The sequence below is a fragment of the Streptomyces hygroscopicus genome (genome assembly GCF_026168105.1).
Taxonomy (GTDB): domain Bacteria; phylum Actinomycetota; class Actinomycetes; order Streptomycetales; family Streptomycetaceae; genus Streptomyces; species Streptomyces hygroscopicus_D.
In genome coordinates this window covers 1-19607 of sequence record NZ_LBMW01000029.1, presented here as the reverse complement: position 1 = coordinate 19607, position 19607 = coordinate 1, and the positions used below count along the sequence as shown (strand labels likewise).

At 71.8% G+C, this 19607-nt stretch carries 18 protein-coding genes; 9 read left to right on the top strand and 9 right to left on the bottom strand.

All coding sequences use genetic code 11. From position 1 onward, the window contains the following. The first annotated feature begins 339 nt into the window (after positions 1 to 339). Both AAW14_RS25305 and AAW14_RS25300 read left to right on the top strand, forming a co-directional pair. On the top strand, positions 340 to 2457 hold the full coding sequence (locus AAW14_RS25305; RefSeq protein ID WP_265566228.1) for a chorismate-binding protein: 2118 nt from the start codon (positions 340 to 342) through the stop codon (positions 2455 to 2457). Further along, positions 2454 to 3980, top strand: coding sequence for an AMP-binding protein (locus tag AAW14_RS25300; RefSeq protein ID WP_265566227.1), 1527 nt, complete (start codon positions 2454 to 2456; stop codon positions 3978 to 3980). Before AAW14_RS25305 ends, AAW14_RS25300 begins: the two co-directional genes overlap by 4 nt. Positions 3981 to 4199: 219 nt before the next feature. Here the strand turns inward: AAW14_RS25300 and AAW14_RS25295 are convergent, their stop codons facing one another. The 3 genes from AAW14_RS25295 to AAW14_RS25285 all read right to left on the bottom strand — a co-directional run bounded on the left by AAW14_RS25295 (position 4200) and on the right by AAW14_RS25285 (position 8060). Further along, positions 4200 to 5516, bottom strand: a complete 1317-nt coding sequence (locus AAW14_RS25295) for a N,N-dimethylformamidase beta subunit family domain-containing protein (RefSeq protein WP_416223366.1) — start codon at positions 5514 to 5516, stop codon at positions 4200 to 4202. Positions 5517 to 5874: 358 nt separating this feature from the next. Beyond that, a complete protein-coding gene (locus AAW14_RS25290) occupies positions 5875 to 7077 on the bottom strand; it encodes an AI-2E family transporter (RefSeq protein ID WP_265566225.1) in 1203 nt (400 codons plus the stop codon). 269 nt (positions 7078 to 7346) lie between these two features. After that, a complete protein-coding gene (locus AAW14_RS25285; RefSeq protein WP_265566224.1) occupies positions 7347 to 8060 on the bottom strand; it encodes a CBS domain-containing protein in 714 nt (237 codons plus the stop codon). Positions 8061 to 8292: 232 nt separating this feature from the next. Between AAW14_RS25285 and AAW14_RS25280 the strand changes: the two genes are divergently transcribed. After that, positions 8293 to 9198: a universal stress protein gene (locus AAW14_RS25280; protein ID WP_265566223.1), complete on the top strand. Its 906-nt coding sequence runs from the start codon at positions 8293 to 8295 to the stop codon at positions 9196 to 9198. A gap of 74 nt (positions 9199 to 9272) precedes the next feature. On the opposite strand, the gene AAW14_RS25275 is transcribed toward AAW14_RS25280, so the two are convergent. Next, positions 9273 to 10421 carry a site-2 protease family protein gene (locus AAW14_RS25275; protein WP_265566222.1) on the bottom strand — a complete coding sequence of 383 codons (1149 nt, stop codon included), beginning with the start codon at positions 10419 to 10421 and terminating at the stop codon, positions 9273 to 9275. A gap of 416 nt (positions 10422 to 10837) precedes the next feature. Here AAW14_RS25275 and AAW14_RS25270 point away from each other — a divergent pair, with 416 nt between their 5' ends. The 4 genes from AAW14_RS25270 (at position 10838) to AAW14_RS25255 (ending at position 13727) form a co-directional block, all read left to right on the top strand. Beyond that, on the top strand, positions 10838 to 11908 hold the full coding sequence (locus AAW14_RS25270) for a zinc-dependent alcohol dehydrogenase family protein (RefSeq protein ID WP_265566221.1): 1071 nt from the start codon (positions 10838 to 10840) through the stop codon (positions 11906 to 11908). Positions 11909 to 11926: 18 nt separating this feature from the next. Further along, positions 11927 to 12601, top strand: a complete 675-nt coding sequence (locus AAW14_RS25265) for a helix-turn-helix domain-containing protein (protein ID WP_265566220.1) — start codon at positions 11927 to 11929, stop codon at positions 12599 to 12601. Positions 12602 to 12675: 74 nt separating this feature from the next. Then, positions 12676 to 13116 carry a pyridoxamine 5'-phosphate oxidase family protein gene (locus tag AAW14_RS25260; RefSeq protein ID WP_265566219.1) on the top strand — a complete coding sequence of 147 codons (441 nt, stop codon included), beginning with the start codon at positions 12676 to 12678 and terminating at the stop codon, positions 13114 to 13116. Positions 13117 to 13136: 20 nt separating this feature from the next. Continuing rightward, positions 13137 to 13727 (top strand): hypothetical protein, encoded by a 591-nt coding sequence (locus AAW14_RS25255; protein WP_265566218.1) that lies wholly within the window; start codon positions 13137 to 13139, stop codon positions 13725 to 13727. Between the two features lie 30 nt (positions 13728 to 13757). Here the strand turns inward: AAW14_RS25255 and AAW14_RS25250 are convergent, their stop codons facing one another. From AAW14_RS25250 to AAW14_RS25230, 5 genes are all read right to left on the bottom strand, one after another. Then, a complete protein-coding gene (locus tag AAW14_RS25250) occupies positions 13758 to 14216 on the bottom strand; it encodes a Crp/Fnr family transcriptional regulator (RefSeq protein ID WP_265566217.1) in 459 nt (152 codons plus the stop codon). Positions 14217 to 14680: 464 nt separating this feature from the next. Further along, positions 14681 to 14938 (bottom strand): DUF1876 domain-containing protein, encoded by a 258-nt coding sequence (locus AAW14_RS25245; RefSeq protein WP_265566216.1) that lies wholly within the window; start codon positions 14936 to 14938, stop codon positions 14681 to 14683. Between the two features lie 301 nt (positions 14939 to 15239). Further along, the gene (locus AAW14_RS25240) at positions 15240 to 15860 is read right to left on the bottom strand and encodes an L-threonylcarbamoyladenylate synthase (RefSeq protein WP_265566215.1); all 621 of its coding nucleotides are present in this window, start codon (positions 15858 to 15860) and stop codon (positions 15240 to 15242) included. Positions 15861 to 15926: 66 nt separating this feature from the next. Next, positions 15927 to 17330 (bottom strand): Si-specific NAD(P)(+) transhydrogenase, encoded by a 1404-nt coding sequence (gene sthA / locus AAW14_RS25235; RefSeq protein ID WP_265566214.1) that lies wholly within the window; start codon positions 17328 to 17330, stop codon positions 15927 to 15929. 517 nt (positions 17331 to 17847) lie between these two features. Further along, on the bottom strand, positions 17848 to 18372 hold the full coding sequence (locus AAW14_RS25230; RefSeq protein ID WP_265566213.1) for a pep a2: 525 nt from the start codon (positions 18370 to 18372) through the stop codon (positions 17848 to 17850). Between the two features lie 324 nt (positions 18373 to 18696). Between AAW14_RS25230 and AAW14_RS25225 the strand changes: the two genes are divergently transcribed. Continuing rightward, positions 18697 to 18951 carry a DUF5133 domain-containing protein gene (locus AAW14_RS25225; RefSeq protein WP_265566286.1) on the top strand — a complete coding sequence of 85 codons (255 nt, stop codon included), beginning with the start codon at positions 18697 to 18699 and terminating at the stop codon, positions 18949 to 18951. An 83-nt stretch (positions 18952 to 19034) separates the two neighbouring features. Continuing rightward, positions 19035 to 19607, top strand: a 573-nt coding sequence (locus AAW14_RS25220) for a maltotransferase domain-containing protein (RefSeq protein ID WP_265566212.1), incomplete at its 3' end; no start/stop codon positions are given.

The window sequence follows — 19607 nt, the reverse complement described above, 5'->3', positions numbered from 1 at the left end:
CGGCAGTGCAAGGGCCGAGCGATGAAACGTCGCAGGTCGCGCGGGGCGTGTGGGTGCGGGTGCGCATCGGGCCCGGTTGAGCCGGAAGGTACAAGCGTGCGCTTTGCCGGGCGTGCGGGCGTGTTCCGGGCACTTGAAAAGACTCCGTTGAAGATATGAACGTGACGCGCCGCCCTTCCGTACTCGATGACGTGACCAGGAATCCGCTTATCGTCACGACAACTCCTCCCGGGCCTCGGAGAACCCTTGTTCAATCTGGCCGTGCTCCCCATCTCGGCAGCCTCGACCCGCTCGTCCGGGCTCTGCGTAGGCCCCTGAACGACCAGAGGAGGTGGGCGGGTGAAGACCCTGCTCGTCGACAATTACGACTCCTATACGTACAACCTCTTCCAGCTGATCGCCGAGGTCAATGGCGAGGAACCGGTGGTAATCCTCAATGACTCACCGGCCGACGGCATTCCGGACCTGGGCGAATTCGACAATGTGGTGGTGTCGCCGGGACCCGGACACCCCGCCGAACCGCGGGACTTCGGCATCGCCGCCAGGGTGATCGCCGGCGCCTCGATCCCCGTCCTGGGCGTCTGCCTCGGACACCAGGGCATCGCGGCGGAGGAGCGGGCCCGGGTGGGGGCCGCGCCGCAGCCGCGGCACGGGCACCTGTCCACCATCCGCCACGACGGCCGGGACCTGTTCCAGGGGCTGCCGCAGAACTTCACCGCGGTGCGCTATCACTCGCTGTCGGTCGCCGAGCCGCTGCCGGAGACCCTCGAGGCCACCGCCTGGGCCGAGGACGGAGTCCTGATGGGCCTGCGGCACCGCACCCGGCCCCTGTGGGGCGTGCAGTTCCATCCCGAGTCCGTGCTCACCGACTACGGCCACCGGATGCTCGTGAACTTCCGGAACCTCACCGCCGAGCGCGCCCGCCGACCCCGTACGAAGAACACCACCATCACCGCGTCCGCGGCCGCCATCCCCCGCCAGCGGCGAGTCGTCAAGCCCGCGCACCGCCTGCACTTCCGCCGCATCGCCACCGCCCTCGACGCCGAGGCCGCCTTCACCCGTATGTTCGCCACCGCCCCACGGGCGTTCTGGCTGGACAGCGCCCGAGTCGAACGGGGCAGCTCCCGTTTCTCGTTCTTCGGTGACGACTCCGGCCCGCTGGCCGAGTTCGTCCGCTACGACGTCGCCGCCGGGCTGTGCGAGATCGAGCGGGCGGGACGGCCCGCGCGCAGGGTCAAGGCGAGCGTGTTCGACTATCTGAAGCGGCAGCTGGCCACCCGCCGGGTCGACGCCAGCGGCCTGCCCTTCGACTTCACCGGTGGCTACGTCGGCTACTTCGGCTACGAGATGAAGGCCGAATGCGGCTCGCCGAACCGGCACCGGGCCGAAACCCCGGACGCCTGCTGGCTGTTCGCCGACCGGCTGATCGTGGTGGACCACGAGGAGGGCTTCACCTACGCGGTCTGCCTCGCGGAGGACACCCCGCAGGCCACCCGTGAAGCCACCGACTGGCTCGAGGGCACGATGGCCCAGCTCACCTTCGTCTCCTCCGACGAGCCCGCCGACCCCACCCCGGCCGAACCGGACCCGGGCGCCGCCGAGCCCTGGCTGGTGCGCGACCGGGCCACCTACCTCGCTGACATCGAGGAATGCAGGCGCGCACTCACGGCAGGTACCAGCTACGAGATCTGTCTCACCAACGCGGCCCGGCTGCCCGCACCGGACGACGCCTACGACTTCTACCGGGTACTGCGCCGCGTCAACCCGGCGCCGTACGCGGCCTTCCTGAGGTTCGGCGACCTCGACGTGGCGTGCTCGTCGCCCGAGCGCTTCCTGCGGATCACGAGGGACGGCATCGCCGAGTCGAAACCCGTCAAGGGCACCGCGCCCCGTGGTGGGAGCCCTGAGGAGGACGGCCGGCTCCGGCACTCACTGGCCGTGGACGACAAGACCCGTGCCGAGAACCTGATGGTCGTCGACCTGCTCCGCAACGACCTCGGCCGGGTCTGCGAGACCGGAACGGTGCGCGTCTCCCGGCTCATGGCCACCGAGACGCACGCCACCGTGCACCAGCTCGTCTCCACCGTCGAGGGACGGCTGCGCGAGGGAACGGACGCCGTGGACTGCGTACGCGCCTGCTTCCCCGCCGGGTCCACGACCGGCGTGCCGAAGCTGCGCACCATCGAGATCACCGACCAGCTGGAGACCGAGGCCCGGGGCGTCTACTCCGGGGCGCTCGGCTACTTCGGATGCAGCGGCGGCACCGACCTCGGCACCGTCGTACGCACCGCCGTCCTGGCCGACGGCCTGATGCACCTGGGCGCCGGCGGCGCCATCGTCCTCGACTCCGATCCCGCGGCCGAGTACGACCAGATGCTGCTGAAGACCGCCGCCCCGATGCGCGCCTACGACGAGCACATGGCAGCTCCCGCCACCGAGGAAGAACCGGCCCGATGACGACCGCCCAAGCCATGCTGAGACCCGCCGACGCGGAGGCTCCCGGAAACGTCGCCGTCCAACTCGCCGTGCTCGCCGAGCGGCGCGCCTGGACCGACCGGGCCGCCTTCCACCAGGGCCACCGCTCCTGGACCCATGGCGAGGTGCACGACCTCGCGGCCCGCGCCGCCACCGTGCTCGCGCAGCACGGCGTCGGCCCCGGCGCTCGGGTACTGCTCGCGCTGCCCGACTCCGCCGGGTGGGTCGCGGCCTTCCTCGCCACCGCGCGCCTCGGCGCCGTAGCGGTCCTGGCCAACCCCGAACTCACGCCGCCCGAGCTGGAGTTCATGGCCGAGGACGCCGAGGCCGTGCTGTGCGTGACCGGACCCCGCCCCGAGAACAGGTTCTCGCGCCGCGCCCGCCTCGGCGCCGACCGGCTCGTCGCCCTCACCCGGACCGCACCGCCCATGACCGCGGCCCACCAGGTCGACGCGCACACCCCGCTCTACATCCAGTACACCTCCACAACCACCGGACCCCCCAAGGGAGTCGTGCACTGCCACGGCGACCTCAAGGCGTACCACGACCTCATCGGAAGGCGGCTGCTGCGCATCACCCCCGACGACGTGACCCTGTCGGTGCCGAAGCTGTTCTGCGCCTACGGGCTCGGCAACGCCTTCGTCTTCCCACTGTTCTCCGGCTCCTCCGCGGTCCTCGTGGACGGACACCCCGATCCCGCCGCCGTGGACGAACTCGTCGTGCGCCACCGGGTGACCCTGCTCTACTCCGTGCCCTCCCAGTACGCGTCCCTGGTGGCGGAAACGGCGGACGGGCACGAGGCGTGCTTCGCGTCTCTACGGGCCGCCGTCTCGGCCGGCGAGGGCCTGCCCGCCGGACTGGGCCGGCGGATCACCGGCCTGCTCGGCGTCCCCGTCCTGGAGCAGATCGGCTCCACCGAGGCCGGACACGCCTTCTGCGGCAACGGTTTCGACCACCATCATCCGGGCACCGTCGGCCGCCCCGTACCCGGCTTCGAGGTGGAACTGCGCGACAGCGCCGGACACCCGGTGCCCGACGGCGAGGAGGGCGAACTGTGGGTGCGCGGGCCGACGGTCACGCCCGGTTACCTGAACCGGCCCGAGGAGACCGACCGCGCCCTCGTCGGCGGCTGGCTGGCCACCGGGTACCGGGCGCGCCGCGAACCCGACGGCACCTTCACCCATCTGGGCCGGGCGGACGACGTGGAAACGGTCGGCGGAATCGACGTCTCCCCCCTGGAGGCCGAGGCGCTGCTCGGTGCGCATCCGGCGGTGAAGGAGGTCGCGGTGGCCGCCGTCACCGATCATCGCGGCGCGGGCCGACTGCGTGCCTTCGTCGTCCCCGTCACCCCCATACCGGTCGGCCTGGAAGCCGAACTGGTCTGTCTGGCCCGCGACAACCTCGCCGCTTTCAAGGTCCCCACGGGCGTCAGCTTTGTGCCGTCGCTGCCCAGAACCCCCACCGGAAAGCTCCGCCGCCAACTGATCCGTCGAGGGGCATGGTGATCCTGCGGAGAGGGGCGTTTACTGCTTCGCCGTCGGCACGGCCCCGTCCCAGCCGCCGAAGGCGACTCCGTGACACGGCCGGTCGTCGCCGAGGGCCTGTTGACGCGGGACGTGGCCGGCGGTCCGGCCCAGGACGGCTCCCAGGCCCGACACGCGATCAGGGCCGCTCGTCATCGCCCGGTCCCGCCCTGGGCACGGGCGTCCCGGTCCGGCGCCGCGTCATGTCGCGCCCTTGTACACGTCGCCGGTGTTCGGCCGTGGTGCGGGGCGGTGGCGGGCGGCGGGACCCTCGGCGAAGGCGCGCAGGAGGTTTTCCGTCGTGCGGGTCACGAAGTCGCGGGTGCGGGGGTCCATGCCGTGGTCGCGGCCGCCGTCGGTGGTGCCGGCCATGAGCGCCTCGACCCAGCGCATGGTGCCCGTCGCGAAGACGCCCGCGCCGCTCGGGACCGTGTAGTAGGCCGAGTCGCTGTGGCTGCGCCGGCCACCGCACACCAGGGGCGAGTGGGCCGTAATCTCCAGCGGTTCGGGGACGGGCGCACCGGGTGTGACCCGGTCGTACTCGACGCCGACCAGATGGTCGAAGCCGTCGCCGGACCGCACACCCGTGCCCTCGTACAGCCAGTGGTCCGCCGCGTGGACGACGTAGGGCGCGTCCGTCGGATAGCCCTCGTAGAGCACGCCCGTCAGCGACGACTCCGGATCGGCTGCCGGAGCCTGGCGGAAGTCGGTCGTCGCCAGGGCGGGGCGGCTCGTGTAGCACGGGTCGGACCGCACGGACGACTTGTAGCAGACCACCGTTCGGTCGGGCAGCGTCTCGCCCTGCTCCAGGCGGACCCGGCGGAAACAGGTGTTGGCACCGAGAAAGGCGATGTTGGCTCCGGCGTCCCTGGCCTCGGTGACGTGCCGCCGCTGCTCGGGCGTCCAGTACTCGTCGTGGCCCAGGCTGATGACGGCGGTGGCGCCGCGCAGGACCTCGGGGTCGCGGTGCACGTCCGTTCCGGTGGTGTACGCGAGGGGTATGCCCAGCCGTTCGGCGAGGACCACCGCGGCCCGCTCGTACACCAGGAACTTCTCCGCGCCTTCTGCGTCATAGGGCCGGTCGAAGCTGACGGCGAGTGACCGGGTGGCGTACGCGCCGGAGGCACCCTCGTAGAGGCTGTAGCCGCCCCACCGGTTGTACGCCTGCCAGGTGGCCGGGGCGTGCATCAGGACCGTACGGCCGGTGCCCTGCGTGGAGCGCACGATGAGCGGGATGTAGCGCTGGTGCCCGTTGTCCGCCTCCAGACGCAGCAGATAAGCGCCCTCCGGCCAGCCGGCCGTGGTGAAGGTGAGTGTGCGCCGCCAGTCCGCGCGCACCGTGCGGGTGCCGGACAGAAGGCGCGGTTCCGACTGGACGCGACCCGGTATCCGTTCGGAGGTCCAGACGAGCCGGGCCTGCGCACCGCCGTACCAGCCGATGCGGAAGGCCGAGACGCGGAAGGCCGATGCGGTCGTCGAGACGCACAGGCCGCACTCCTCCCCCGGTGTCACGCTCACCCGGTCCGCGTAGCCGGCGGCGGCCGACGCGGGCCCCTCCGACCGGATACGCCAATCGGGTGTCCCCGGCCGGTCCCGTTCGGTCTCGGCCCGATGGGATGCCCGGGCCTGGGATCGCCGGTGCGCGGGAGGAGCAGGGTCGCAGGCGGCGGCCGTCACCGAGGCCAGCCCGAGGCCGGCGCACGCTCCGAGGAAGTGCCTGCGCCGCAGCCCCCGTGGGCGTTCCGTGCCGTCCTGCGGCGTGCCTCGCTGGTCGGGGCCCACAGCGCCTCCCGTGCTTCCGGCTGGTGCGTCACCGCCCCCGCGTGCCAGCGTGGCACAGCGCGGTGGGCCGTGCCCTTCGCGTGGCCGCCGGACGTCAGGGGGGCGCGGGCCGGATCGCCTGCAGCACCGCCCAGGCGACGGAGACCAACGGGACGGCCACGACCGCGCCGACCACGCCCGCCACGATGCTGCCCGCGATCACGGACACGGCGACGACCAGCGGGTGGAGGCGGACCGCCCAGCTCATCACGACGGGATGCAGGACGTGCCCCTCGAGCTGGCCGATGACGACGATGAGCAGCAGCACGGCCGCGGCCGTGAGGGGGCCGCGCCCGGCGAGGGCGACCACCGTGGCCACACCGAGCGCGACCGGCGAGCCGATCAGCGGCACGAACGTGGCGAAGAACTCCAGCAGGGTGAGCGGCAGCGCGAGCGGAACCCGCAGCACCAGCAGGACGATACCGACGAGGACGGCGTTGGTGGCCGCCACGATGATGATGCCCCGTGTGTAGCCGGCGAACGTCCGCCAGGCCGCGTGCCCCACCCGGTCCCACATCGGCCGGGCGGTCCGGGGCAGCAACCGGTCACGCGCCCAGCCCCACAGGCGTTCGCCGGAGTGGATGAAGAAGACCGAGGAGAAGAGCGCGAGCGCGGCCCCCGTGATCAGTTCGACGACCCTGCCGAGACCGCTGACGGCGCTGCTGAGCAGGCTGGCCCGGTGGGACGAGATGTAGGAGACGATCTGCCCTTGCAGTTCGGAGAGTCTACGGGGGCTGATCCGGAAGGGCGGGCGCTCGAGCCACCGTTCGATCCGGCCGATGCCGCCGCGAAACTCCCTCGCCAGCGTCGCGGACTCGCCCGCCACCGCCTCACCCACGAGGGCAAGCAGGGTGAACAGCACCAGCAAGCTGCCGACGAGGGCGACCGCGACGCTCAGCGGCCGTGGCAGCCATCGGCTCAGCAGATCGGTGGGGGGCCGCAGGATCGAGGTGATGACGAGTGCCAGGAACAGTGCCACGGCGATGAGCTGGAAGCGGCCCAGAATGGTGAAGACGCCGTAGCCGACGACACCGACCAGGAGCAGGCGCCAGGCATAGGCGGCGGCGACACGCAGCCAGGGGACGGTGCGCTCGGCCACCGAGCCCGAGGGAGCGGTCCGGGCACGCCGAAGGAGGTGACGGGTGGTGGACGGCCGGCTGCCCAGTACCACGGCGTCCGCCCTGCGCCCTCGCCCCGGCCCGGCCCCCGAGCCGCCCGTATGCGCCACCACACCTCCCGCGTCCTGACCGCCGCTCATCTCCCAGCACAGTAGGGGCAAAACGGACAGGTGGCAGGGTGTCGCACGCCCGCCCGGGGGAGGGCGGCGACATCCCGGGCGGCGGGCACGATCCCCGAGCAGCGGGCACGCGCGCCCGCAGTCGAGGCACATCCGACGGAGACGGGGCCGGGCGGTTGCTCCAATCGAGCCGGGCTTCGGTCCGGCCCGTCTCGCACTGCCGTACGACCCGGGAGTGCCCTTCGACGGCCTCCACGCACAGTTCCCGTTCGCGGTGCACGCGCCCGTGCCTACTTCGGCGCGGACCCCGTCCCCGTCAGATCGAACCGCACGTCCACGACGCCCTCCACGGCCCGCACCAGGCGCGCGGCCAGCGGCACCACAGAGGTGTCACCGATACGGCCGCCGAGCGTCACGACCCCGTTCTCGACGACAACCCGCACGGCGGCCACCTGCGTTGGGAAGAGATACGGCACCACCTCGCTCCGGACCTCCTGCGCGATGTCCTCGTCGTCCCGCAGGAACACCTTCAGCAGGTCCGAGCGGCTGACGATGCCCTGCAGCATGCCCAGATCGTCGACGACGGGGAGTCGCTTGACCCCGGCCCGCGCCATGGTCCGCGCCGCCTGCGCGAGGGTCGCGCCGGCGTGCGTGGTGAGAGCCGGGGAGGTCATCAGCTCCTCCGCCGTGACCGCGACGGCCTTGGGGCGGTCGGAGCGGCGGCGCGTCGGGGCGAAGAAGGGATCAGCACCCGCACCGCTACCCGCACCCGCCCCGGGCCCCGCGTCGGGGAGGTCCGGGTCGCCGTCGCGGTACTCCTCCTTGGGCAGGAGATCGGCCTCCGACACGACGCCGACGACGCGGCCCTCGCCCTCCAGGACGGGCAGGGCGCTCACCCGCCAGTCCTGCATCATCCGCACGATCTCCTTGAAGGTCGCCCGGCGTCCGATCGCGGCGACCGTCTGGGTCATCACATCACTGACGATGTGCGGGGTGCCGTGCATGACGGTTCCTTCGGTTGAGGGGCGCGATCGGCGGAGAGGTGCGGGTGCCCGGGAAGGGGCGCCTCGCGGGGGGTACGCGTCGGCCGTTCCCGATGCCTGGTGGGCCGTGCGAGGAGCATGCTGGTCATCGGGGGAGCGTTCATCACAGCCTCCGGGGTGTGCGGGACCTGACGCTTCCAGCGTCGCCCCGTGCACCGGCCACAGGAAGACCCTGACGCAGGAGGTGCGCACCATGGTCCGGTACGTCACCGTGGGAGTCGACGACTCCGGCGAGAGTCTCGCCGCCGCCCACTGGGCCGCCCGGGAGGCCCTGCGCCGCGGTGCCGTGCTGCGCCTCGTGCACGCCGTGAACTGGCAGTCGGGGGCGTCCACCGCGCCCATGGACACGACGCGCGGCCGCTGGGCGCAGCAGGCCCTGGAGCACGCGGCCGGGAGCGTCCGTGCCGCGCATCCGGGGCTTCAGGTGGAGGAGCTGCTGCTGCCCGACGCTCCGCTCACCGCTCTGCCCGCGGCGGCCGAGGTGTCGGAGGTGCTGGTTCTCGGCTCCCGTGGCCTCGGGCGCCTCGCCGGATTCGTGGTCGGCTCGGTCTCCCAGCGTGTCGTCGCCAGGGCCGCGCGTCCCGTGGTGCTCGTACGCGCGGGCGAGACCCTGGCCGACGAACACCTGCCCGCCCTGGACGGCGTCTCGCCCGACGAGATACCCGAGACGCCGTACCGCGATGTCGTCCTCGGCCTCGACCCCCGGCACGCCCACGCCGAGCTGGTCGAGTTCGCCTTCGAGGCCGCTCGGCTCCGCGGCGCGTCGCTGCGCGTGGTCCACGCCCTCGGCGACGCGCCGAAACACGCGGCCGACGGCCGCTCGGGCCCCGTACTCGGACCCGAACTCCTCGCCGAACGGGAGGGCCTGCTGGGCGCGGCGCTGCGTCCCTGGACCGAGAAGTTCCCCGAGGTCCCGGTGTCCGCGTCCGTCACCCCGGGACAGGCCGCCACGGAACTCGTGCGTGCTGCCGCCCGCGCCTCTCTCGTCGTCGTGGGGCGCAGGAGACGGGACACCCGGCTCGGGACACACATCGGTCCCGTCGTGCACGCGGTGCTCCACCACGTCGGCTCCCCGGTCGCCGTCGTCCCGCACAGCTGAACGACAGCGGGAAGCGACAGCAGGAGCAGGACCGGGCCGTCCCGTTTCAGCCTCGCGGCCGGTTGGCGCCGGGTTCAGCTTCGCGGCCGTTTGGCGCCGGTCAGCCAGGTCACGGCGCGGCCGATGTCGGTGAGCGTGACGATGCCGACAAGGCGTCCGTCGTCCAGGACCAGGGCACGGCGCTCCTTGCCCGCCTCCAGGCGGGGGAGCAGGTCCACCACGGTGTCGTCGGGTGCGACCGTCTCGATCTCGGACAGCGGATGCATGACGTCACCGATCGCGGTGGTAGCGCGCGCCTCGGGCGGTACCCGGGCGATGTGGCCTGCGGTGACGAGCCCGATCACGTCTGTCATGTCTCCGTCGGCCGCCAGGACCGGGAAGGCCGAGTGGCGATAGCGGTCGAAGGGCGCCTCGGACAGGAACCGCTCCAGGGTCATCGTGGCGGGGACGGTGACCGGATCGGGGGTCATGACCCGCCTCACGGGGATGCCGTGCAGCACCCCGCTCAGCTCCGCCTGACGGGCCTCGGCGGTCGCGGCGGTGATGAGGAACCACCCGATGAGGGCGAACCACATCCCCGACAGGTTGCCGGCGAACAACACGGCCGCGAAGCCGGCGAGCACCATGAGCCAGCCCAGGGCCCGCCCCGCTGCCGAGGCGCCGCGGGTCGCACGCAGGCGGTCGCCGCTACGGTGCCACAGGTACGCCCGCAGCAGTCGCCCGCCGTCCAGCGGGGCGGCGGGCAGTGCGTTGAACACGGCCAGCACGATGTTGATCGCCGCCAGCCAGGCGATGGCCTCGACCACGAGCCCCGACACGCGCAGCGCGTCCAGCCAAACGGCCAGACCGGTGAACAGGCCGCCCGCCAACAGGCTGGTGAGCGGCCCGACGCCCGCGATGCGCAGTTCCGCGGCCGGCGTGGGCGTCTCGCTGTGCAGCCGGGCCGCGCCGCCGAGCATCCACAGCGTGATGCCGTCGACCTGGACCCCGTTGCGGCGCGCGACCACCGCGTGGGCGAGTTCGTGCACCAGCAGCGAGGCCAGGAACACCACGGCGGTCAGCAGCGCCAGCGCCCAGTAGGCCCACGCGGCGTGGCCCGGGTAGGCGGCCGGGAACCGGCCGTCCGCCAGGGTGAAGGTCACCAGGACGACGATGACGAGGACACTCCAGTGCAGGCCGACGCGTATGCCGGCGATCCGCCCCAGCGACAGGGTCTCCTTCACTGAACGCACCGCCTTCCAGGTCGGACGATCCCCGCCCGGATCCGCGCCCCGGGTGCCCACCTGGGGGCCGGACCGTGTCCCTGCCTTCTTCCCTTCTTCCATCCTGCTGCGGGACACGCCTTACCGGCGTGGGCCGGTCGGCTCTCGCGGGAGACGCCGCGCTCGCCGTGGGACGGACGGCAGCACGGCAGTGACAGGCCCTCGACGGCTGGGAACGGGCGACGGGGGATGGGGCCGACCGGCCCAAGCCAAGGCCGATGGCATCGGCCAAGCTGGATTCACGGGCCGTCCCGGCACCCGCCCGCTCCCGGTCGCATGAGCCTTTGACGCACCGGCGGCCCAGGACACCTGCCCTCCGCACGTCCGTGGAGACGGGGTCCGTTCAGAAGACAGGGGGGAGGGAGGAAGGAACCGTCATGAAGGGCTTCGTCTTCCACGGTCCCGGACAGTCCTCCTGGGAGGACGTTCCGGACCCCGACATCATGGACTCCACAGACGTGATCGTGCGGGTCGACGCCGTCACCATCTGCGGGACGGACCTGCACATCCTCAACGGGGACGTGCCCGAGGTGCCTCCCGGAACTGTGCTCGGCCACGAGGCGGTCGGCGAAGTGGTCGAGATCGCCGACGAGGTACGCACCGTGCAGCCGGGTGACCGGGTCCTGGTGTCCTGCATCACCGCCTGCGGACGGTGCCGCTACTGCCGGGAGGGGATGTACGGACAGTGCCGCGGTGGTGGGGGCTGGATCCTGGGCCATCTGATCAACGGAACGCAGGCCGAGTACGTCCGCGTGCCCTTCGCCGACCTCTCCGTCCATCCGCTGCCCGGCGCGATGGACAGCCAGGACGCGGTACTCCTGGCCGACATCTTCCCGACCGCGTACGAGGTCGGCGTGGTGCGGGGGCACGTCCGGCCCGGAGACACCGTCGCCGTCGTCGGGACCGGTCCCATCGGGCTCGCCGCGATCGCCACGGCCCAGCTGTACGCACCCGAACGGATCGTCGCCGTGGACCTGGCCCCGGCCCGGCTGGACGCCGCCAAGCGGTTCGGGGCCGACGCCGTCGCGCAGGCCGACGAAGGCCCCGAGCAACTGGTCGCCGATCTCACCGACGGGCTGGGCGCCGACGTGGTCATCGAGGCGGTCGGCGTGCCGGAGAGCTTCGAGATGTGCACGCGGATGGTGCGGCCCGGCGGGCACGTGGCCAACATCGGCGTCCACGGCAAGCCCGCGGCACTGCACCTGGAAGACCTGTGGATCAAGGACGTGACCATCACGACCGGCCTGGTCGACACCTTCTCCACGCCGACGCTGCTGCGGATGGCGGCCGCAGGCCGGCTACCCACCTCGTCGCTGATCACGCACACCTTCCCGCTGGATCTGATGGAGGAGGCGTACGACGTCTTCGGCCGCGCGGCCTCCACCGGCGCGCTCAAAGTGGTACTCGGCGGGGAGCAGCACGAAGTCGTCGCCGTCCGGGCGGCGTGACGAGAGGAAGTGACGGCCATGGCCGCACAGGGATCGTCGGACACGGTGGAGAGCCACCCCACGGGCAATCTCGGGCGCCGGATCGCCCTGCGGCGCGAGGAGCTCGGCCTGAACCGGGAGGAAGCGGCCCACCGGGCGGGCATGGCCTCCAGCTACCTCCAGTACCTGGAGGAGCAGCCCACCGCCGCGCCGGGCGTGAGCACCCTGCTACGGCTGGCCGGAGCCCTGGAGACCACGGTGCTCGAGCTCACCGGCGGTGACGTCGATCTGCCGCCCGGCCTCGGGCAGGCCGGGCGGCACCCGAAGTTCACCGAACTGAGCAGCCAGGAGTGCCGGGACCTGCTCTCGACGCACGGCGTGGGCAGGCTCGCGCTCCCCACCGACTCGGGCCCGGTGATCGTCCCCCTCAACTACGGCGTCGTAGGGGAGGCGATCGTCTTCCGCACCGCGCCGGGCACGGTGCCCTCACAGGCGACGGGCTCCCAGGTGGCATTCGAGGTCGACCGCATCGACGCCGCGTTCAGTCAGGGCTGGAGCGTCCTGGTGTGCGGGCACGCAAGCGCCGTGACGGATCCCGACTCCGTACGGCGACTGGAGGAGCAGGCGTACAGCAAGCCCTGGGCGGGCGGACAACGGGACCTGTGGATCCGGATCGATCCCCTCAGCATCACCGGGCGGCGCATCACCGTGTGACCGGCCCCGCCGCAGGAGCCGAGGGCGGCGGCTCATGGCACGGCTGCCGCAGCAGGCGAAAGACGGGTTGACCGATGTATCCGAACGACGGCTTCCGTGAACTCGAACGCCACGAGTGCCTGCGCCTGATGACGAAGGTCCCCGTCGGTCGTGTCATCCACACGCGTCACGCCCTGCCCGCGGTCCTGCCGCTCACCTTCCGCCTGGACTACGACGGGTCGGTGCTGCTGTGCACCCCGGCGGCCTCGGAGCTGGTCCGTGCCATCGAGGGGTCGGTGGTCGCCTTCGAGGCGGACGAGGTCGACGCGGCCGCGCGCTCCGGCTGGAGCGTCGTCGTCACGGGACCGGCCGCCGTGGTGACCGACCCCGCCGAACGCGACCGGCTGGCCCGCACCGGACCACCCTCCTGGGTGCCCTCATCGGAGGAGGTGTTCGTGCGCATCGATCCCGAGCTGGTGACGGGACATGAACTCGTGGGCGGCGTCAGCCTCTACGGAGCCGGAAGCGTCACATGACGCACGCGAGGTGAGGACCGATGACTGCGAGACGATCTACGACGGCGCAGACGTGTCTGTGGCGGTGGCGGCGCAATCCGCTGCGACGCCGCAGCGACCGCGCGGAGGCCTGGATCATGCTCGCCACCTGGCTCTTCGTCGTGCTGGCCGGTGTGTTCGCGGGGCAGGGGGCGGCGGGAGCAATGCGGCACGCAATCGCCGCGCGCGGCGCCGACTCGTTTGCGGTGCGGGCCGTGCTCACCGAGAACGCGGCGCACAGTGCGCAGCCGGTGTCCGAGTACGGGGGCGGCACCGTGTGGGCGAGGGCGCGCTGGACCGCCCTCGACGCCTCGACGCACACGGGGCTGGTGAGGGTCCGGCCCGCCGAGAGGGCGGGGACGCCGGTCACCGTATGGACGGACCGGGCGGGCGGGCTGGTCACCGCGCCGGTGACCGAGGCGCAGGCGCAGCGGCAGGCGTGGCTGGTCGGCGCGCTCGCGGGAGTCTGCGCCGCGGGCGGGACGTGGGCCTGCGGACGGCTGGTGCGCGGGGGTCTGGACCGGCAGCGCATGGCGGAATGGGACCGGGAGTGGGAGCGGGTCGGCCCTCGGTGGCGCAGGACGATCGGCTGACGGAGTTGTCCGGTCGCCCGGAGGGCACGCTCATACCCGGTCCCCGCTGCCGTAGGGGGCGTACAGATCGAGAAGCCGGGTGCGGGCCGCGTGCAGACGGTGGGCGAGCACATAGCCGACCCAGACCGCGATCGCACGGCCGAATTCGGGATCCTGCGCGCACATGGCCCGTACGGCCACCGCGTCGAACTCATGGGCCCGCACCGGACTCATGGCCTCGGCACCCAGCTGCCACACATGGGGCGTGAAGTGCCAGGACCAGCCGACCAGTTCGCCGTGTCCCAGCGAATCGATGACGGCGGCCCGGCGGCCGGGAACATGCAGGTCCAGGGCCACGGTCCCGGTCCGGATGATCCAGAACCGGTCAGCGTGTCGGCCCTCCTCGAACAGACGCGTTCCCGCCTCGAAGGAGACCTCGCGGGCGAGCCGCATCAGCCGCTCGCGGTGGTCGGCCGGGAGGGCCGAGGTCAGGGTGGTGGCAGACGCCATCGCTCCGTGTCCTTTCGTTCCTGACGCCGCGGCCGCCCGCCCCGCCCCGAAGGCCCCGGCCGAGGGCTGCTCATCGGCCGGACCGAGACCGGACCGGGACGACGGTCGTGGGGCTGCTTGTCACTCTTCCCGGGGGACTGCCGTGCTTCCCCCGGGTCTGCCGTGGAGGAGGCGTCGGCGGGGTGGTGGTCCGCCGACTGCGGGAGCGCGCGACGCCCGGCGCGGGGACGGGGCCGGCACAGACAGGGCATGACGGGGCGGGAAGGACCCCACCCGCTTCTCGCGGATCTCGATTGCGCGGTGCACGGCCGCTAGCCGCTTCTCCGCGTCTTCCCGGGTCCTTCCCGTCACTCTCAGCACACCACGGGAGCGCGAGAACCGCCAGCGCCCGCGGCCCTCGGCGTTCTCGTTGCCGGTGCGGCCCGCCGCCGCGGTGCGACACCGAGCGGGATGTGCGCGCGCCTTTACGGTACGGCGGGACCGGCCAACTGCACGATGTCGTCGGAGGCGACGTCGTGCAGCCGGATGGCGAGGTCCTCCAGCGCACGGCTGGCGGCGAGCTCGTCACCGATCTCCGGGATGGGCCGGTCGACCGGATTGCGCCGGGCCACGCCCCGTCCGGTGACCGTCGCCGTGTCGCGGGTGGTCAGCACGGCACGCGCATGGGTGTCGTCGCCGTCCTCCGTGATGTAGATCTGCACGGTCCACTGCTTGTCTTCCATCGTGATCACTCCCGTGCGGAGAATCGGCCGAACCGGCGGCCTGCGTCCCCTTTCACAGCCTGCACCCGTCTTCGGGGCCGGTCCAGACGAGCCCGGGCCGTGTCCCACAGCTTCGGGGCCCTGCGCGCACCGAAACCGAGGGCAGCAACCGAGTGCATCGGTCAACGGCCAGGGTGCCGCAGGTGTCAGCCGATCTGTCTCCCGTCGTGTCCGCCACCACACTCGGCATCGCGGCGGCAACGTGACTCATCGGCAGCCCCCGCGTCGGGCGAACGGCCCCGGCGCGACGGTGGGCCGCGAGTCACTCGAACCGTGAGGTGTCACCCGCGCCCTTGCGTACGATCTCGGCCTCGCCGCCGGAGAAGTCGATCACCGTCGTCGGCTCGGTGCCGCAGTCGCCGGAGTCCACCACGGCGTCCACGACGTGGTCGAGCCGCTCCTTGATCTCCCAGCCCTGTGTCATCGGCTCCTCCTCGCCCGGCAGGAGCAGCGTGCTGGACAGGATCGGCTCGCCGAGTTCGTCCAGCAGCGCCTGCGCCACGACATGATCGGGGATGCGCACGCCGACCGTCTTCTTCTTCGGGTGGAGCAGCTTGCGCGGGACCTCGCGTGTCGCGGGCAGGATGAACGTGTAGCTGCCGGGCGTCGAGGCCTTGATCGCGCGGAACACGTCCTTGTCGACGTGCACGAACTGGCCCAGCTGGGCGAAGTCCCGGCACACGAGCGTGAAGTGATGTCGGTCGTCGAGGTGGCGGATCGAACGGATGCGGTCCATGCCGTCGCGGCTGCCCAGGCGGCTGCCCAGTGCGAAGCAGGAGTCCGTCGGGTAGACGACGAGGGCACCGTCGCGGATGCTGTCGGCGACCTGGCCGATCGTGCGCGGCTGCGGGTTTTCCGGGTGAACGTCGAAGTACTTCGCCATCCGCCGAGTGTCGATCACGCGGGTACGGCCTGTCCACGCGAAGGAGCCGTCGGTCGAGCCGGTCGATCAGCCCTTGAGCCGGTCGATCTGCCGGATCTTGTTGGTCGCGTCCAGCGCGGCGACCTTGTACGACTCCGCGAGCGTCGGATAGTTGAAGACCGCGTCGACGAGGTAGTCGACCGTGCCGCCGCAGCCCATCACCGCCTGGCCGATGTGGATCAGCTCGGTGGCCCCGGTGCCGAAGCAGTGCACGCCCAGCAGGGTGCGGTCCGCCGGTGAGACCAGCAGCTTCAGCATGCCGTGCGAGTCGCCGATGATCTGTCCGCGGGCCAGTTCGCGGTAGCGGGAGACTCCGACCTCGAACGGCACGCAGTCCTCGGTGAGCTGGTCCTCCGTGCGCCCGATGAAGCTGATCTCCGGGATGGTGTAGATGCCGATCGGCTGCAGGCCGCCAATCTCGTGCACCGGCTCGCCGCAGGCGTGGTACGCCGCCAGACGGCCCTGTTCCATCGAGGTGGCGGCCAGCGCCGGGAAGCCGATCACATCGCCTACTGCGTAGATGTGCGGCACCTCGGTGCGGTAGTGCTCGTCGACCTTGATCCGCCCGCGTGCGTCCGAGGCCAGCCCCGCTTTGTCGAGGCCGAGCCCGTCGGTCAGGCCCTGCCGCCCGGCCGAGTACATCACGGCGTCCGCCGGGATCTTCTTGCCGCTCTCCAGGATCGTGAGGGTGCCGTTGGAGTGCCGTTCGACCGCGGCGACGGTCTCGCCGAAGCGGAACGTGACGGCCAGGTCCCGCAGGTGGTACTTGAGCGACTCGATCACCTCGACGTCGCAGAAGTCGAGCATCCCGGTCCGCTTCTCGACCACCGTGACCTTGCTGCCGAGAGCGGCGAACATGGAGGCGTACTCGATGCCGATCACCCCCGCGCCGACGATGACCATCGAACGCGGCACCCGCTCCAGGTCCAGGACGTTGTCCGAGTCCATGATCGACCGACCGTCGAACTCGACGCTCGCGGGCCGCGCGGGCCGGGTGCCCGTGGCTATGACGAGATGCTCGGCGCTCAACAGCCGTTCGTCGCCCGTCGCTTCGCGCACGGCGACCGTGTGCGGGTCCACGAACCGGCCCGTACCGGCGAAGAGGGACACATGATTGCGGGAGAGCTGGCTGCGGATGACATCGACCTCGCGGCCCACCACGTGCCGGGTGCGCGCGGTCAGGTCGGCGACGGTGATGTCCTCCTTGAGGCGGTAGCTCTGTCCGTACAGATCCCGCTGGGTGAGGCCGGTGAGGTAGAGGACGGCCTCACGCAGTGTCTTGGAGGGGATCGTGCCGGTGTGGATGGAGACACCGCCGACCATGTCGGGCTGGTCGACGACGGCGACCCGGCGGCCGAGCTTGGCCCCGGCGATGGCGGCCTTCTGGCCACCGGGTCCGGATCCTATGACGAGCATGTCGAAGTCGGGCACGTCCGGAGTCTGACAGGACCAACACACCGGCCGGAAGAGCGGAGTTGGCGGAAACCGATCCTGGACTCGCGGATTCCCGGCGGCGTGTGCGACGGACGCGCCCGGGCGGGCCGGGGCAGGCTCGCGTCGAGGACGGCCGCACCGCCGGGACCAGCTGCGGCGCAGACGCCGGCCGAACGCCGGCCGAAACGCTGTCCCGGCACCCGGACGAGGGCGCGCCGCGGTCGCGAGGACCGCGGCCGGGTCGTCCTCCCCTGGCCCGCGCGGCGGCCGCCTTTGGCGCCCGCCGGGCACCGCCGTACGCCCTGGTCGTGTGTCGTACGCCGATTACTGCCCTTGCACGTCCCGGCCCTGCCCCATGCGTCCTCGCCTTGCCCCGTACACAGAGGCCCTGCGGCGTACGCCGATTGTGCGCCTCGTATGCCCTCGCCGTGCGCCGTCGCCTTGACCGTGCGTCGCACGCCTCGGCATGGGGGGGCGGACCCGAGCACGAGCCGCGCCCGACACGCCGCGGGCGTCAGGCGTCGACCATGGCCGGCGCAGGCTTCTCGGCACCCTCCTGCTCCGGCGCGGCAGCGACCGCCGCCAGCGGCAGTGCGCGCGGGAGGGGGCGCGTCTCGCGCAGGCTCGGCGCGGGTGCCACCGGAACGAGCGGGGCGCGTTCGGCGGACCGGGCCCGCTGCGAGAACCAGATGATCTTCCCGCCGGTGCCGGTGGCGCAGCAGCCCCAGCCGTTGCTCAGGGCCGCGATCTGAACCAGGCAGCCGCTCGGCGCGTAGTGCGGCCGGATGTCCCGTTCGCTGTCCTGGATCGCGGTGATGAGGTGCTGGCCGTTCCACCACATCTCGATGGTGGTGTTCTTGTCCGAGGCGTGTGCGTCGATCGTGCGCATCAGCGCTTCGGTGCACTGGCAGACAGGCTCGACAAGCATCTCGAGGTTCCAGTACCGGAGGTGGGCGGCCAGAATCCGCTGGACCTGTCCGATCCGCTCCGGGCTGATCTCCACGTCGAGGTGGTAGTAGCAGGGCGCTGCGGTCTTCATCGTCGTTGGCTCCTCACCGGCGAAGCTCTCGCTTCTCCTCGCCCCTGTGGGCCGAGCCCCGAACACGAAGCGTGAGCGTTCATCGCTTCTGAGTAAGTCCAGAGTGGGAGGTGTACTCCATTCGTGCAACACGAAACCCATCCGCCCCATTGATTGAAAAGCGAACAGGACGCTGCGTGTCGCACCGTGCACCATGGGTGAAGGTCTCGATCGCCGTAGCGGATCAACCCCGTTCCGTGCACGGCCTTCGCGCACCGTCCGGACCGCGACCAGCGAACCGTCCGGAACCGTGCTCCAGCGCAGAGTTGGGAGGTGACCGGTCCCGTGCTGCTGCCAGCCAGAACCGAGGTCGCCAGACATCTCGAGCAGTACCGGGCGTGGGAACGTCTGATGCTCGCGTCACCCGACAACCGGGCGGTCCGCGGCAATTTCGAGAACACGGGCTACACCCTGTGCGTGCTGATGGGGAAGCGGTGCGCGCGTGAGGCCGCCGATGCCGCCGAGCTCTATCTGAACGCCGAGGGACCTCGCGAGCGGTCCGTGCCCCGCGCCTGCCGCGCGCCGTCGGCGAACGCGTAGGGGATGCCGTACGCAGCAGTGCACCGAAGACCCTGAGAGCCGGCGTCCACCAAGGCTCGAGAACGGCGGAGGAGGCGAAGTCCATGGAACCGCAGGCCGTGCCCGGGGACGGGACGAACCCCGTCGCCGGGGTCGCCGGGCCCGCGATCGGCCGTATCCCGATCGTGGACGTCCGGCCCCTCGTCGACGGGGGTCGGCGCCCGGCGAAGGCGGTGGAGGGGGAGACCTTCCAGGTCACCGCCACCGTGTTCGCAGAGGGGCACGGCGCGATCGGCGCCAATGTGGTCCTGAGGGACCCTGAGGGCCGCCCGGGGTCCTGGACGCCGATGAGGGAGCTGGAGCCCGGCACGGACCGCTGGGGTGCCGACGTGACACCGCTGTCAGTCGGCAACTGGACGTATCTGGTGGAGGCCTGGAGCGATCCGGTCACCACCTGGCGGCGGCACGCACGGATCAAGGTTCCGTCCCGCATCGACGTCGCACTGGTCCTCGAGGAGGGCGCCGACCTCTACGAGCGCGTCGCCGCCGGAGTGCCGCAGGGGCCGGGGCGGGATGCGATACGGGCGGCCGTCCGTGCCCTGCGCGACGAGTCCCGTCCACCGGTCGCACGTCTGGCGGGGGCGTTGACTCCGGAGGTGGACGGGGTTCTGGCGCGG

Bases quoted from the DNA above. Each gene is read 5' to 3' on its own strand.
- AAW14_RS25300 (WP_265566227.1), top strand. From the start codon at position 2,454: ATGACGACCGCCCAAGCCATGCTGAGACCCGCCGACGCGGAGGCTCCC.
- AAW14_RS25290 (WP_265566225.1), bottom strand. From the start codon at position 7,077: ATGAGCGGCGGTCAGGACGCGGGAGGTGTGGTGGCGCATACGGGCGGC.
- AAW14_RS25285 (WP_265566224.1), bottom strand. From the start codon at position 8,060: ATGCACGGCACCCCGCACATCGTCAGTGATGTGATGACCCAGACGGTC.
- AAW14_RS25280 (WP_265566223.1), top strand. From the start codon at position 8,293: ATGGTCCGGTACGTCACCGTGGGAGTCGACGACTCCGGCGAGAGTCTC.
- AAW14_RS25270 (WP_265566221.1), top strand. From the start codon at position 10,838: ATGAAGGGCTTCGTCTTCCACGGTCCCGGACAGTCCTCCTGGGAGGAC.
- AAW14_RS25265 (WP_265566220.1), top strand. From the start codon at position 11,927: ATGGCCGCACAGGGATCGTCGGACACGGTGGAGAGCCACCCCACGGGC.
- AAW14_RS25260 (WP_265566219.1), top strand. From the start codon at position 12,676: ATGTATCCGAACGACGGCTTCCGTGAACTCGAACGCCACGAGTGCCTG.
- AAW14_RS25255 (WP_265566218.1), top strand. From the start codon at position 13,137: ATGACTGCGAGACGATCTACGACGGCGCAGACGTGTCTGTGGCGGTGG.
- AAW14_RS25250 (WP_265566217.1), bottom strand. From the start codon at position 14,216: ATGGCGTCTGCCACCACCCTGACCTCGGCCCTCCCGGCCGACCACCGC.
- AAW14_RS25245 (WP_265566216.1), bottom strand. From the start codon at position 14,938: ATGGAAGACAAGCAGTGGACCGTGCAGATCTACATCACGGAGGACGGC.
- AAW14_RS25240 (WP_265566215.1), bottom strand. From the start codon at position 15,860: ATGGCGAAGTACTTCGACGTTCACCCGGAAAACCCGCAGCCGCGCACG.
- AAW14_RS25230 (WP_265566213.1), bottom strand. From the start codon at position 18,372: ATGAAGACCGCAGCGCCCTGCTACTACCACCTCGACGTGGAGATCAGC.